This window comes from Streptomyces sp. NPDC046900, from assembly GCF_040644975.1.
GTDB lineage: Bacteria > Actinomycetota > Actinomycetes > Streptomycetales > Streptomycetaceae > Streptomyces.
Genome location: NZ_JBEYXD010000005.1, coordinates 101,056 through 113,957, shown reverse-complemented (window position 1 = coordinate 113,957; position 12,902 = coordinate 101,056). Strand labels below are relative to the sequence as shown.

The window sequence follows — 12,902 nt, the reverse complement described above, 5'->3', positions numbered from 1 at the left end:
GCTTCTTGTCCCCCAGGTGACCGCTGCCGGCAGCCCCGTCAGCCGACCTCTCCGTGGCACTCCTCGTAAACCTGTTCCGTTCCGCACCAGCACACGCTGCCCCGCTCCGGCGGCCAAGCCACAGCCCGTCCTCGGGCCGCCAGTGTCGTCGCGTACTGGGGCAGGAGCGCCACGTCCGCCGGTGATGCGCCCTCCGAGGCCGCGAACGCCTCGTACGACGGGACCGTGCCCGTCACGATGCCCAGGTTCGGTGTGCCGGAGGCGGCCAGTTCTCTCAGGGAGCCCTCTATGGTCGCCAGGTGCTCCTCGCGGGAGGGGTACTCCACGGTCAGCGTCGGGTACGCCGACACCAGTTCCGTCAGTTCGGCCGTCGGCCAGTGCAGGACCGCCACCGGGAACGGGCGGGACAGTGCCTCCCGGTACGCGCCCAGCTCCGCCCGCAGGCGGCTGATCTCCGCCTCCAGTTCCGCCGGGTTGTCCGAGCCCAGTGACCAGATCCGCTTCGGGTCGTGCAGCTCGTCCAGGGAAACCGTGGAGGAGTGCAGGGTGTCCGCCAGCCTGTCCCACTCGTCGTGCGCCGCGCCCAGCATCCGGCGGACCCGGTGGCGGCCGTACAGGAGCGGGTGCGTGGACTGCGGTGGCTCCGCGTGGTCACCGAGCAGGAGCGTCAGCCCCTCGGTGAACGTCGCCTCCGCCGCCTCCAGCTCGTCGTGCGTCTCCAGGGACTCCGCGACGATCAGCCAGGGCGCCGGCTGCCCGGGGGCGGCCATGCGCACTCCGTCGATGATCGCCCGGGCCTCGGCCTCGTGGTCGTACTCCCACAGGTTCGACGCCTTCAGCGCTCGTACGAGGTGCGGGTTCTCCAGCGGCTCGGACGATGACAGCAGCCGGTCGTACAGCGCGGTGGCACCGGGGCGGTCGTCGGCCAGTTCCCGGTGGGCCGCGGACTGCAGCAGCAGGTGTTCCGCGTCCTCGGGATACAGGCCGGCAGCCCGCTCCAGGCGTGCTGCTTCGGCGTTGTGGTCGACGTTCTCGGCAGGCGTGTCGGGGCGCATGGGGGACACCGTACTGCCGCCGACCGACAAAGGAGAGAGATTCGCAGGCCAGGGGTTGCGGAGGGGTCGGCGAGTCGTGCGGCCGGGTGCCCCCAGGATGTGTGGCAGTCCGTGACGATCGGATACCGCCGCTGCGTTTCGCAGGACGTTCGTCGGAGGGACGGAAGCGCGTCAATCGCTGCACGCTCATGGCCACTTGAAGCCGCACCCTTTATCGTCCGGCCCCATGCGCACCCCCGTCGTGCACCACGCCCTCCGGCGGCGCCGTGCCCGGCGCCTGCGGGCTCTGTGGACCGGTGGTGAGCTGCTGGTCACCGTCGGCGTCGTGCTTCTGCTGCTCGTGGTGCATCAGCTGTGGTGGACCAACCGGGAGGCGCGGCAGGGAGCCGAGCGCAAGGTGCAGGCGCTGGAGCGGGAGTGGGGCGCGCCGGAGGCCTCCTCGTCGGCCGGTGGCTCCGTGAGCACGCCTGCGGCCGGCAGTACCGGCGTCGCGAGCCCGTCCGGAGTCCGGAAGCAAGGGCGGACGGCCGTGAGCGGGCCCGTTCGTCCCGGCCCCTCTCAGGCCTACGCCGTCCTCGTCATCCCGCGGCTCTCCCTGCGCGCCCCCGTCGCCGAGGACGTCAGCAAGGCCGACGTGCTCAACAAGGGCTACGTCGGTCACTACCCGGGCACCGCCCAGCCGGGCCAGGCGGGCAACTTCGCGCTCGCCGGGCACCGCAACACCCACGGCGAACCCTTCCGGTACCTCAACCGTCTGCGCCGCGGGGACTCCTTCACCGTCGAGACCAGGTCCGCCACGTACACGTACGTCGTCGGCCAGGTGCTTCCCCGGACCTCCCCGGTGGACGGGGGCGTCATCGCTCCGGTGCCGCGCAGCCGTGTCGATCCGTCCTACGGGTACGACCGTCCCGGGTACTACCTCACCCTGACCACCTGCACGCCCGAGTTCACCTCCCGATACCGGCTGGTGGTGTGGGGCGTGCTCGCCTCCGCACGCCCCCGGTAGTCCCTACGCCCGCTCCCGCAGTGCCAGCACGGCGAGCGCACCCACCGCCGCCAGGACCGCCGAGACGACGGCGGCGACGTTCGCGCCGTGGGCGAGCGAGCCACCCCCGGTGGTCACCAGGGCGATCGTGAGGGCCACGCCCGCGCACGAGCCGATGTAGCGGAACGTCTGCTGGGCGCCCGAGCCCATCGCCGCCCGCTCGGTGGGGACCGATTCCACGGCGACCAGCGGGAGCGCGGCGTTGAGCAGGCCGCTGCCGATGCCGCCGATCACCAGACCCGGCAGGACGCGGACCCAGGAACCCGAGCCGACCGCACCGAGCATGGTCAGGACGCCCACCGCGTGCAGTGTGAAGCCGATGGCCAGTTGGTGGCGCGACGAGACGCGGCCGGCCAGGCGCTTCGCCTGGAGCGCGACCAGGAAGGACAGTCCGGACCAGAGCAGGAACAGCCACGCCGTGTCGATCGGCGAGAGGCCCATCGTCCGCTGGAGCAGTGCCGGCAGGAAGGTGAACAGGCCCAGCACCGCCAGGCCCGTGAACAGACCGCCCGCCGCCGAGCCGAGGAAGCGGGGGCGCCGCAGCAGAGAGAGGTCGATCATCGGCGTCCGGGTGCGGCTCTCCACCAGGGCGAAGACCGCGAGAAGGACCACGGTGGCGGCGAACAGCAGGGCCACCGGCGCCCGCAGCCAACCGTCGCGGCCCAGCGTCAGCGCGGCCACGAGGGAGACCAGGGCGAGGCTGAAGACCAGGGCGCCGAGCATGTCCGGGCGGCCGCCGCGCGGTGCGCGGGACTCCGTGAGGGCGCGTGCGGACAGGGCCGCCACGATCAGCGTCACGGCCGCGAGGACTCCGTACGTCGACCGCCAGTCAGGCATGGCCCCGGCGACCACCGGCCCCACCGCGATGCCGCCGCTCACGAAGGCGCCCCACACACCGGTCGCGTGCAGCCGGCCCCGTGCCGACGGGAAGGCGTGGACGAGCAGGCCGAGGCTGCTGGCGAGGATCGCGGCGCTCGCCGCGCCCTGCGCGATACGCGCCACGGTGAAGATCCAGGTGTTGGTCGCGAAGGCGCCGAGCACGGTGGTGAGCCCGAGGGCGACCGTGCCCGCCACGAAGATCCGGCGGCGGCCGTAGTCGTCGGCGAGGCTGCCGGCCACCAGGAGCAGCGCGGCCAGACCCAGCGGGGTGCCGTTGAGCAGCCAGGCCTGCGCGGAGACCGAGGTGTGCAGGGCGGCGGCGGTGGCGGGGAGCGTGACGGCCGGCGCGGTGTAGGTCATGAGCGCCACGGCGGTGGCCGCGCTCGTCAGGGCGAGGGTGGCGGTCGCCCGTGGTGTCTCGCCGGCCGCGGGAGCGGCCGCGCGCTCCGCGGCGGCGGTCGTGGACGTGCGGTCCAGTTCGGTGTTGGACGTGCGTTCCAGCTGTGGCATGGCCTGCCCTTCCGGGGCGGGTCGGTTCAGGGTTCGGACCGACGGTGTTCAGCGACAGAGCTTGGTTCGGTCATTGAACCTTGCCTGTGGCTGACCCTAGCAGGTCTCGGTTCGGTCATTGAACCAAGTTTCGGAAAAGTCGATTCGGTCAATGAACTAACCGGTCGGAATCTGGGTACAGTGGGGTGCATGGCTCTGGGTAAGGACTACGCGACGCAAGAGTGCTCGATCGCCCGGGCGCTGGAGGTCGTGGGCGAGCGCTGGACACTGCTGGTGGTGCGCGACGCGTTCTACGGTGTGCGCCGCTACAACGACTTCCTCGTCCACCTCGGCGTGCCGCGTGCCGTACTCGCGGCGCGCCTGCAGACCCTGACCGCCCAGGGCATCCTCGAGAAGCGCCGCTACCAGGAGTCGCCACCGCGCGACGAGTACGTCCTCACCGACCGCGGCATCGCCCTGTGGCCCATCCTGCGTTCGCTCGGACTCTGGGGTCGCGAGCAGTTCTGCGAGAAGCCCCTGCTCGTCTACCGGCACGCGGCCTGCGGCACGGAGCTCGGACCGTACGGCGAATGTCCCGTCTGTGGAACCGTGGTGCCCGTCCCGGACGTCGAAATGGTGCCGGGACCCGGGGTCGACCGGGCCCCCGCCGATCCGGTCAGCCGGGCGCTCCTCAGGCCGAAGAGGCTGCTGGAGCCGCTGGAGACCGAGGCGCTACAAGGGCGGTAGGCCACATCACAAGGGCGGTCGGCAGAGGGGAGGGGCGGTCGATGGTCCGGATGTGGGCGAGTCTGCGCCCCGCCGCCGCGCTGCTCATCCTGCTCCTCGAGGTCGCCGTCCTCGACACCGGCAGCCTGCCCGCCGCCGCCGCCGCCGTCGCCTTCGCCGCGACCGGCGCGGTCGGCACCGCCCTCGCCGCGTGCGCGCTGATCGCCGCGCGCAGCGCTCCCGCCGTGCCGCCGACCCGGGTGCGCACGGCCATCCGAGACCGCGAGCACCGTACGGCGTTCCTGCCGCAACGGGACCCCGACGCCCCGGGACGCAGGCGACCGCGGGCACCGGGGCGTGCCCTCCCGGCGACCGTCGCGTAGGGCACGCACTCGTTCGTTCCGTACGGTGCACACGTGTGACCCCACGCGGGTCGTCATGCCGACACCTCTCATCACCCCGGCACGACGAGACCCCCGGAGGGCTCACCCATGTCCACGTTCATGTCCGTGTTCGCCGGCCTGGTCGAACGGCTGGCCGAACTGCTTCAGCCGCTCTTCCACGCCTCCGCGGCGGCCGCCGCGATCGTCCTGTTCACCGCGCTCGTACGGCTCCTGGTCCACCCCCTGTCCCGGGCCGCCGCGCGCGGTCAGCAGGCCCGTGCCAAGCTCCAGCCGAGGATCGCCGAACTGCGCAAGAAGCACGCCAGGAACCCCGAGAAGCTTCAGAAGGCGGTCCTGGAACTGCACGCTCAGGAGGACATCTCGCCGCTGTCCGGACTGCTGCCCGGGCTTCTGCAGTTGCCCGCCTTCTTCCTCCTCTACCACCTGTTCTCGAACACGACGATCGGCGGCCGGAGCAACGCCCTGCTCACCCACTCGCTGCTGGCCGCGCCGCTCGGCGGCCGGTGGGCCGACGCGCTGGGCCACGGCGGACTCCTCGGGACGGCGGGTCTCGTCCATCTCGCACTGTTCGCGCTCGTCGCGGCTGTCGCCGCCTACAACTACCGGCGTACGAAGCGGATGACGGCCGCGATGCCGGTCCCGGCCGGCGACGGCGGGCAGGTGCCCGGTCTGGGCGCGGTCACCAAGGCCATGCCGTTCCTGTCGTTCTTCACCCTCGTCACGGTGGCGGTGGTCCCGCTTGGCCGCCGCGCTGTACGTGGTGACCAGTACGACGTGGAGCGCGGTCGAGCGGAGTGTGCTGTACCGCTGAGCGCGGGCTACGTCGGTCCAGTCCGTGAACGGGGTATTGCGGACTGGACGGCTACCTTGGAGGATCGACCAGTCCTCCGATGGCTGCGTCCCCTGCCGCACTCAGGCCGTACCCATCGACCGGGCTGCCCGCGATCGAGGAGATGGGGATCATGAAGCTGCTGCGAGTCGGTACGGCGGGGGCGGAGCGGCCCGCGCTGCTCGACGCCGAGGGGATCCTTCGGGATCTGTCGGCTCTCGTCCCGGACATCGACGGTGCGCTGCTCGCCGACGAGGCGGCGCTGCGCCGGATCCGGACTGCCGCCGAGGAGGGCGGGCTCCCGGAACTGGACGCCGACGGGTTGCGTGTCGGACCGCCGCTCGCCCGCATCGGCAAGATCGTCTGCATCGGCCTGAACTACCACGACCACGCGCGGGAGACCGGCGCGGAGCCGCCCGCCGAGCCGGTGATCTTCTTCAAGGCGCCGGACACGGTGGTCGGGCCCGACGACACCGTGCTCGTGCCGCGCGGGTCCACCAAGACCGACTGGGAGGTCGAGCTCGCGGTCGTCATCGGACGCACGGCCCGCTATCTGGGGTCGCACGAGGAGGCACTCGCGCATGTCGCCGGATACGCGGTGGCGCACGACGTCTCCGAGCGCGAGTTCCAGATCGAGCGCGGCGGGACCTGGGACAAGGGGAAGAACTGCGAGACGTTCAACCCGTTCGGGCCGTGGCTGGTGACCGCCGACGAGGTGGCGGACCCGCAGGACCTGGCGCTGAAGCTCTGGGTCAACGGTGAGCTGAAGCAGAATGGGACCACGGCGGAGCAGATCTTCCCGGTCGCCGAAGTCGTGCGGTACGTCAGCCAGTTCATGACGTTGTACCCGGGGGACGTCATCAACACCGGTACGCCGGCGGGAGTCGCGCTCGGGCAACCCGACCCGAAGCCGTACCTTCGGGCCGGGGACGTGGTGGAGCTGGAGATTTCGGGGTTGGGGCGGCAGCGGCAGGAACTCAAGAATGCGTGAGCGCTCCGCTGGGGTGGGGGGTTTGCGTCGTTCCCCGCGCTCCTGTTGGGCGTGACGGCCCGGGGGCTGCGGGGGCTGCGGGGGTTTGACGGGTGCGGGGCGTCGGGGGTGATTGCGCAGTTCCCCGCGCCCCTATGGGGGCGCGGTCCTGTGGTGGGGGCTGCGCGTGTGCGGCGGCTGCGGGTTGTCGAGGGTTGATCGCGCAGTTCCCCGCGCCCCTTTCGGGGCGCGGGGATTGGGGGGCCGTGCGTGTGTGGCCGCTGACCGTTGTCGGTGGTTGAGCGCGTAGTTCCGCGCGCCCCTTTCGGGGCGGACTAGCCTTCTGTCTTGAGGCGCTCCAGTGCCTCCACCACCATGGCGTGGTCCTGCAGTTGGGGTAGGCCGGAGACCACTACCGTGCCGATCACGCCTGCGCCCTCGACCGTGATCGGGAACGCGCCGCCGTGTGCCGCGTACACGTCGGGGTCGAGGCGGGAGGACTCCTCGAACGTCGTGCCCTTGGCGCGGAAGCGGGTACCGACCAGCAGGGACGAGCAGCCGTAGCGCTCTACGACGCGACGCTTGCGGTCGATCCAGGCGTCGTTGTCCGGCGTCGAGCCGGGCAGCGCCGCGTGGAAGAGCTGCTGGCCGCCGCGGCGGATGTCGATGGCGACCGGGGCCTTGCGGGCCCGGGCCAGCTCCACCAGCAGCGTGCCCAGGGCCCATGCGTCGTCGTACGTGAAGCGGGAGAGCGTCAGGCGGCGCTCCTGCTCCTCGAGTTCCGGGATCTCGGGTGCGGTCGTGGTCACAGCTTCACCGCCACACCCTCGCGGGCCGAGCGCCGGGCCGCCTCGAGGACGTCCAGGGCCGCGGCCGCCTCGAGCGCGGTGACCGGGTTGGGGCCGCCCTCGCGTACGGCCTTCGCGATGGCCGCGTAGTACGCCGGGTAGTCGCCGGGGACGGTCGGCACCGGGTTGCCGCCGCCGGTGAGCGGGGACTCGCCGGCACCGATGCGGCCCCACAGGGACTCGGGTTCCTGACCCCAGCCGGTGCCGGGGCGCAGTCCCTCGCGCAGGGCCGCCTCCTGCGGGTCCAGGCCGTACTTGACGTATCCCGCGCTGGAGCCCAGCACCCGGAAGCGCGGGCCGAGCTGGGCCGTGGTCGCGGAGACGTACAGGTGGGAGCGGACGCCGTTGGTGTGGGTGAGCGCGATGAACGTGTCGTCGTCCGTCTCCGCGCCGGGGCGGCGGATGTCCGCCTCGGCGTAGACGGAGGCAGCGGGGCCGAAGAGGACCAGTGCCTGGTCGACCACATGGCTGCCGAGGTCGTAGAGCAGACCTCCGATCTCTGCCGGGTCGCCGGACTCGCGCCAGCCGCCCTTGGGCTGGGGGCGCCAGCGCTCGAAGCGGGACTCGAAGCGCCAGACGTCGCCGAGTTCGCCCTCGGACAGGAGCTTGCGGAGGGTCAGGAAGTCGTTGTCCCAGCGGCGGTTCTGGAAGACGGAGAGCAGCACGCCGCGCTTCTCGGCCAGCGCCGCCAGTCCGCGCGCCTCGGCCGCCGTGCCCGCGATCGGCTTGTCGACCACGACCGGCAGGCCGGCCTCCAGGGCGGAGGTCGCGATCGGGACGTGCGTCTTGTTCGGGGAGGCGACGACGATCAGGTCGAGCTCGCCGACTCGGGGCCACAGTTCGTCGGCGGTGGCGGCGATGCGCACGTCGGGGTGCTCGGCGCGGGCCTGCTCCTGCCGCTCCGGGTTCGAGGTGACGACCGTGTCGAGGGCGAGGCCCTCGGTGGCGGCGATCAGCGGGGCGTGGAAGACGGAGCCCGCGAGGCCGTAGCCCACGAGGCCCACGCGGAGGGGGGTGTCGGTACCAGGGGCTGTGCCAGTCATGGGCACTACTTTCGCAACGCTGTTGCCAAAGTGCAAGCGCGAGAGAGAATGGCTGCGTGAACAGGACGTATGCGGGGGCCGGAGGAAGCAGGCGTGGGGTCGCGGGGACCGTGGCGGGCGGAGTGAACCTGCCGGCGCTGCGCAGCCACAACACGGCGCTCGTGCTGGATCTGCTGCGCACGGCGGGGGAGAGCGGGATCAGCCGTCTGGAGCTCGCGGAGCGCACCGGGCTGACCCCGCAGGCCGTCAGCAAGATCACGGCCCGGCTGCGCGCGGACGGACTCGTGGCCGAGGCGGGCCGCCGCGCCTCCACCGGGGGCAAACCGCGGACCGTGCTGCGGCTGGAGCCCGGGGCCGGGTACGCCGTGGGCCTGCATCTGGACCGGGACGAACTGCGGGCGGTGCTGTGCGACCTCACGGGCGCGGTGGTCGCCGAGCGCCGGGCCCCGCTGGACCTGGGCGCAGGAGCGCGGGCCGTGGTGGAGAGCGCGGCCCGGGAGGTGGAGGCCCTGCGAGCGCAGGGGGCGGCGGTGCGTGCCGCCCGGGAAGCGGGGGCGGGACCGGAGCCCGACGGGGAGCCGGGGGAGTCCGCCGAAGCGGGGAGTTCCGTGCCTGTGCTCGGGGTCGGCGTCGCGCTTCCCGGTCCCCTGGACCATCTGCACGGCGTGCTGCACCGCGTCACCGGGTTCCCCGAGTGGGACGGGTTCCCGCTGCGGGATGCGCTGGCGCGGCGGCTCGCGATGCCCGTGGTCGTGGACAAGGACACCAACGCCGCCGTGCTCGGGCTCGCGCTCGGCGGGGTGGACGGGGACGCGCACGCGTCGTTCGCCTATCTGCACCTCGGGACCGGGCTGGGCGCCGGCCTCGTCATCGGCGGGACCGTGCACCGGGGGGCCCGGACCGGGGCAGGGGAGTTCGGGCACCAGGTGATCCAGCTCGACGGGCCGCCGTGCGGCTGCGGCGACCGCGGCTGCGTCGAGGCGCTGTGCCTCGCCGCCGTCGGACGCGGAGACCTGGCCGAGGCGGCGCGCGTCCTCGGCGCGGGCGCCGCGAACCTGGTGGGGCTGCTCGACATCGACCTGGTGCTGCTCGGCGGGCGTACCGTCGCCGCCGATCCGGATGCCTTCGTACGGGGAGTGGGCGCCGTCCTCGACGCCCGCGCCCGGCGCGAGGGCTCTGCTGCGGCCGTCCCCGTGCGCCTCGCACCCGGCCGGGCGCGCGGCGTCGCGGAGGGCGCGGCACAGTTGCTGCTCGCGCCGCTGTTCGGCCGGGCGGAGGGCTGACCCCGGGCGCGGGCACCCGCCCGCGCTCCGACCGCGCCGATGTCCGACCGTCCCCCGCCCGCCGCGCCGGTGTCCAGTCGCGACGCGCCCGCGCCGATGTCCGCGCCGATGTCCAGTCGCGACGCGCCCGCGCCGATGTCCGCGCCGATGTCCAGCCGCGCCGCGCCGGTGCCCGGCCGTCCAGAGCCCTCGCCACTGTCCGCCCGCACCGATGTCCGCGCCGATGTCCGGCCGCGCCGCGCCAGCGCCGGTGCCCGGCCGTCCAGAGCCCTCGCCACTGTCCGCCCGCACCGATGTCCGCGCCGTCCCCCGCCCCGCCGATGTCCGGCCGCTGCGCTGATCGAGGGGACTTGGCCGGTGGGCTCAGGCCGGTCGGGCGTGGCGTGCTTCAGGGGCCGCCGTCCATGGCCGGTCATGCTTCCATGCGACTGTCCAGACGCTCCCGACTGTCCCTGGTGGCGCTCTCCACGCTCGCGGCCTGCGCCCTCCTCCGGCCCACGCTCGCCGCCGGCGCCCTCCTCCCGTCCGCGCTCGCCGTTGTGTACGCCGCCGACCAGCAGGCCACCTGCACCGCTCCGGCCGGCGGCTCCTTCCCGCTCGCCACCAGCATCAAGGGCGGCCCCGCCCGGTACGAGCCCGGTGGTGCCGCGCAGACCTGGTTCATCGACCTCAAGAACACGACCGGGCAGGTCTGCGGCGCGATCCACCCGGTGCTGGTCCTGGTGGACACCAAGCGGGCGCTGACGGTCACCCAGCCCGAACTGGAGTTCTTCGACGGTGACCGCCCGCACCGGGTCACCTTCCGGCGCACCGACCGGGCCGAACTGGTCGGCGTCTTCGACGACGGCTTCCCCGGTTTCAGCATCGCGCCGGGCCGGACGCTCACCGTCAAGGTCCGGCTCGCGATCGCCTCCGGCACCGCCGCGAACGACGTCGTGGCGAACGCCGCGATCGTGCAGCGCCACGGGAACGACGGGGACTGGGTGGGCGAGTCCAACGACTACCGGTTCCGGATCGTGGGGGCGGCCGGCGCCGGCACGGACCCGCCACGGAAGACGGCGTCGCCCACCGCAGGGCGCAGTCCCGGCGCGGAGGAACTGGCCTCCACCGGGCCGCGGCAAGGGCGCGGGCTGAGGGGGGTCCTCAAAGGGCTGCTGCTCATGGCGGGCGGAGTCATCGTCGCGGGCCTGCCCATCCTGCTGTTCCGCAGGCGCCGCTGAGCCTCCCGGCGCGCAGCCCCTCGACCCGGCGACCCGGATTCGTCTGCGACGATCAACCCGTGGACTACCCGAACGACCAGGACCCCGGAGCCCCCGTCCGCTCCGGCATCCCCGAGCACGGCCGCATCCCGAAGTACTACGCGGTGAAGGCACAGATCGCGGCACTCGTCGCGGAGTTGGGCGAGGGCGGGCTGCTGCCCACCGAACGCGATCTGTCCGAGCGGTACGACGTGGCACGCGAGACCGTGCGGCAGGCACTGCGCGACCTGTTGCTGGAGGGGAGGCTGCGCCGTCAGGGGAGGGGCACGGTGGTCGCCGGGCCCAAGCTGGAGCAGCCGCTGTCCCTGGCCAGCTACACCGAGGGTGTCCGTAGACAGGGGCGCACCCCTGGTCGAAGCCTCATCACGCTCGACCGTTTTCCCTGCAACGACACCCTCGCCGCCGAGAGCGGACTGACCCGGGGCGAACCGGTCTGGCACATGGAGCGTGTGCTGCTCGCCGACGACGAACGAGTCGGCCTGGAGAGCACCTATGTGGCGGTGGCGCGGGTCCCGCGGCTCGACACCGATTTCGACCCCGACTCCTCCTTCTACGGCTACCTGCACGAGCAGGGCATCGGCTTCGGCGACGCCGACGAGCGCATCGAGACGGTGCTCGCCGCCCCGCGCGAGGCCCTTCTCATCGGGACCCCGCCGGCCCTGCCGATGCTGCTGATCCACCGTGTCTCGCGGGACACCACGGGGCGGCCGCTGGAGCGGGTGCGGACGCTGTACCGGGGGGACCGGTTCTCCTTCTCGGCGCATCTCGGAGGCTGAGGGCGGCGGTCGGGGCGGGCCGGGTGCCCGCCCTTTTCGCATCGCTTTGTGTCGCATGCCCACCGTGTTTTATCACGGAAAGATAACGGGTCTAGTCCAAACTTGAAGGTCAGTTCACCATTTGGTTGCCAGGAAGATCCTTTCGATTTCCCGATTCCAAGGAGCGTGGCTGACGTGAGAGTGACAGTCGTCGGAGGCGGCGTGGTGGGCACCATGCACGCCTGGCAAGCAGTGGAACGCGGCCATGAGGTCGTACAGATCGAGCGGGAGGCCGAGGCCCGCGGCGCCTCGTTGCGCAACTTCGGCCAGGTCTGGGTGAGTGGCCGCGCGGGCGGCGAGGAGCTGGAAACGGCTCTGCGCGCCCGGGAGCTGTGGGAGGAGATCGGCGCCCGCGTGCCCGCGCTCGGCTTCCGCGCCAACGGCTCGCTGACCCTCGTCCGCACCGGCCGTGAACTGGCCGTCGCCGAGGCCGCCCTGGCCCGTGCGGACGCGGCCGCGCGCGGTTACAAGCTGCTGTCCGCGACCGAGGCGCGGGCCGTGAACCCGGCCCTGCGCGGCACCTACGAAGGGGCTCTGTACTGCGAGCGGGACGCCGCCGTCGAGCCCCGCACCGCCCAGCTCGCTCTGCGCGAGGCGCTGAAGAGGTCCCCGAACTACACCTTCCTGCCGGGCCGTGAGGTCCGCGAGGTCACCGGCCCCGGCACGGTCCGCGACGACCACGGGGACGTACACCGCGCCGACGCGGTCGTGCTGTGCACGGGCGCCTGGCTCGGCGGGCTGGTCAAGGAACTGGCACCCGACCTGCCCGTACGCCGCGTACGGCTGCAGATGATGCAGACCGCCCCGCTCGGCGAGCCCCTCCCCACCTCGGTCGCCGACGGGGACAGCTTCCGCTACTACCCGGCCTACCGGAGCGAGGCCCTCGACGGCCTCGAAGCCGAGGAGACGCAGACGCCGACCGCCGCCGCCCACCGCATGCAGCTGCTGATGGTGCAGCGTGCCGACGGCGGACTGACCATCGGCGACACCCACGAGTACGAGCACCCCTTCGCCTTCGACACGCTCGAGGACCCCTACGACCACCTCACCGAGGTCGTCGAGGGATTCCTCGGCCGGCCGCTGCCGAAGACCCGCCGCCGCTGGGCGGGGGTGTACGCGCAGTGCACCGACACCACACGCGTCGTGCACCGACAGCAGGTACGCGACGGGGTGTGGCTGGTCACCGGGCCCGGTGGGCGCGGAATGACCTGCGCGCCCGCCATCGCCGAGACCACCGCGAACGAATTGAGCTGGTGA

Annotated in this window: 12 protein-coding genes and 1 pseudogene; 9 read left to right on the top strand and 4 right to left on the bottom strand. The window is 72.7% G+C overall.

The genetic code is table 11. The annotated features are described in order from the left end of the window. Positions 1–38: 38 nt before the first annotated feature. A complete protein-coding gene (locus ABZ904_RS07365) occupies positions 39–1,055 on the bottom strand; it encodes a hypothetical protein (RefSeq protein WP_359391579.1) in 1,017 nt (338 codons plus the stop codon). Positions 1,056–1,281: 226 nt separating this feature from the next. Here ABZ904_RS07365 and ABZ904_RS07360 point away from each other — a divergent pair, with 226 nt between their 5' ends. Further along, entirely contained in the window at positions 1,282–2,061 is a 780-nt protein-coding gene (locus ABZ904_RS07360; protein ID WP_361821706.1) for a class E sortase, read from the top strand. Between the two features lie 3 nt (positions 2,062–2,064). Here the strand turns inward: ABZ904_RS07360 and ABZ904_RS07355 are convergent, their stop codons facing one another. Next, positions 2,065–3,489: an MFS transporter gene (locus tag ABZ904_RS07355; protein WP_359391577.1), complete on the bottom strand. Its 1,425-nt coding sequence runs from the start codon at positions 3,487–3,489 to the stop codon at positions 2,065–2,067. Positions 3,490–3,669: 180 nt separating this feature from the next. Between ABZ904_RS07355 and ABZ904_RS07350 the strand changes: the two genes are divergently transcribed. The 4 genes and pseudogenes from ABZ904_RS07350 to ABZ904_RS07335 all read left to right on the top strand — a co-directional run bounded on the left by ABZ904_RS07350 (position 3,670) and on the right by ABZ904_RS07335 (position 6,418). Then, positions 3,670–4,215: a helix-turn-helix domain-containing protein gene (locus ABZ904_RS07350; RefSeq protein ID WP_359391576.1), complete on the top strand. Its 546-nt coding sequence runs from the start codon at positions 3,670–3,672 to the stop codon at positions 4,213–4,215. Positions 4,216–4,256: 41 nt separating this feature from the next. Continuing rightward, positions 4,257–4,577, top strand: coding sequence for a DUF6412 domain-containing protein (locus ABZ904_RS07345; protein WP_361821702.1), 321 nt, complete (start codon positions 4,257–4,259; stop codon positions 4,575–4,577). A gap of 120 nt (positions 4,578–4,697) precedes the next feature. Continuing rightward, positions 4,698–5,409: pseudogene (gene yidC / locus ABZ904_RS07340) on the top strand (membrane protein insertase YidC). 151 nt (positions 5,410–5,560) lie between these two features. Next, entirely contained in the window at positions 5,561–6,418 is an 858-nt protein-coding gene (locus ABZ904_RS07335) for a fumarylacetoacetate hydrolase family protein (protein WP_361821699.1), read from the top strand. A 314-nt stretch (positions 6,419–6,732) separates the two neighbouring features. Here the strand turns inward: ABZ904_RS07335 and ABZ904_RS07330 are convergent, their stop codons facing one another. Continuing rightward, entirely contained in the window at positions 6,733–7,206 is a 474-nt protein-coding gene (locus tag ABZ904_RS07330; protein WP_359391573.1) for a heme-degrading domain-containing protein, read from the bottom strand. After that, positions 7,203–8,288, bottom strand: a complete 1,086-nt coding sequence (locus ABZ904_RS07325) for a Gfo/Idh/MocA family oxidoreductase (RefSeq protein WP_360991560.1) — start codon at positions 8,286–8,288, stop codon at positions 7,203–7,205. Before ABZ904_RS07325 ends, ABZ904_RS07330 begins: the two co-directional genes overlap by 4 nt. A 110-nt stretch (positions 8,289–8,398) precedes the next feature. Here ABZ904_RS07325 and ABZ904_RS07320 point away from each other — a divergent pair, with 110 nt between their 5' ends. The 4 genes from ABZ904_RS07320 (at position 8,399) to ABZ904_RS07305 (ending at position 12,902) form a co-directional block, all read left to right on the top strand. Then, positions 8,399–9,571, top strand: a complete 1,173-nt coding sequence (locus tag ABZ904_RS07320) for an ROK family transcriptional regulator (RefSeq protein WP_361821863.1) — start codon at positions 8,399–8,401, stop codon at positions 9,569–9,571. Between the two features lie 422 nt (positions 9,572–9,993). Then, a complete protein-coding gene (locus ABZ904_RS07315) occupies positions 9,994–10,791 on the top strand; it encodes a hypothetical protein (protein WP_360991563.1) in 798 nt (265 codons plus the stop codon). Positions 10,792–10,850: 59 nt separating this feature from the next. Then, entirely contained in the window at positions 10,851–11,606 is a 756-nt protein-coding gene (locus ABZ904_RS07310) for a GntR family transcriptional regulator (protein WP_359391569.1), read from the top strand. Positions 11,607–11,780: 174 nt separating this feature from the next. Continuing rightward, positions 11,781–12,902: a TIGR03364 family FAD-dependent oxidoreductase gene (locus tag ABZ904_RS07305; RefSeq protein WP_361821694.1), complete on the top strand. Its 1,122-nt coding sequence runs from the start codon at positions 11,781–11,783 to the stop codon at positions 12,900–12,902.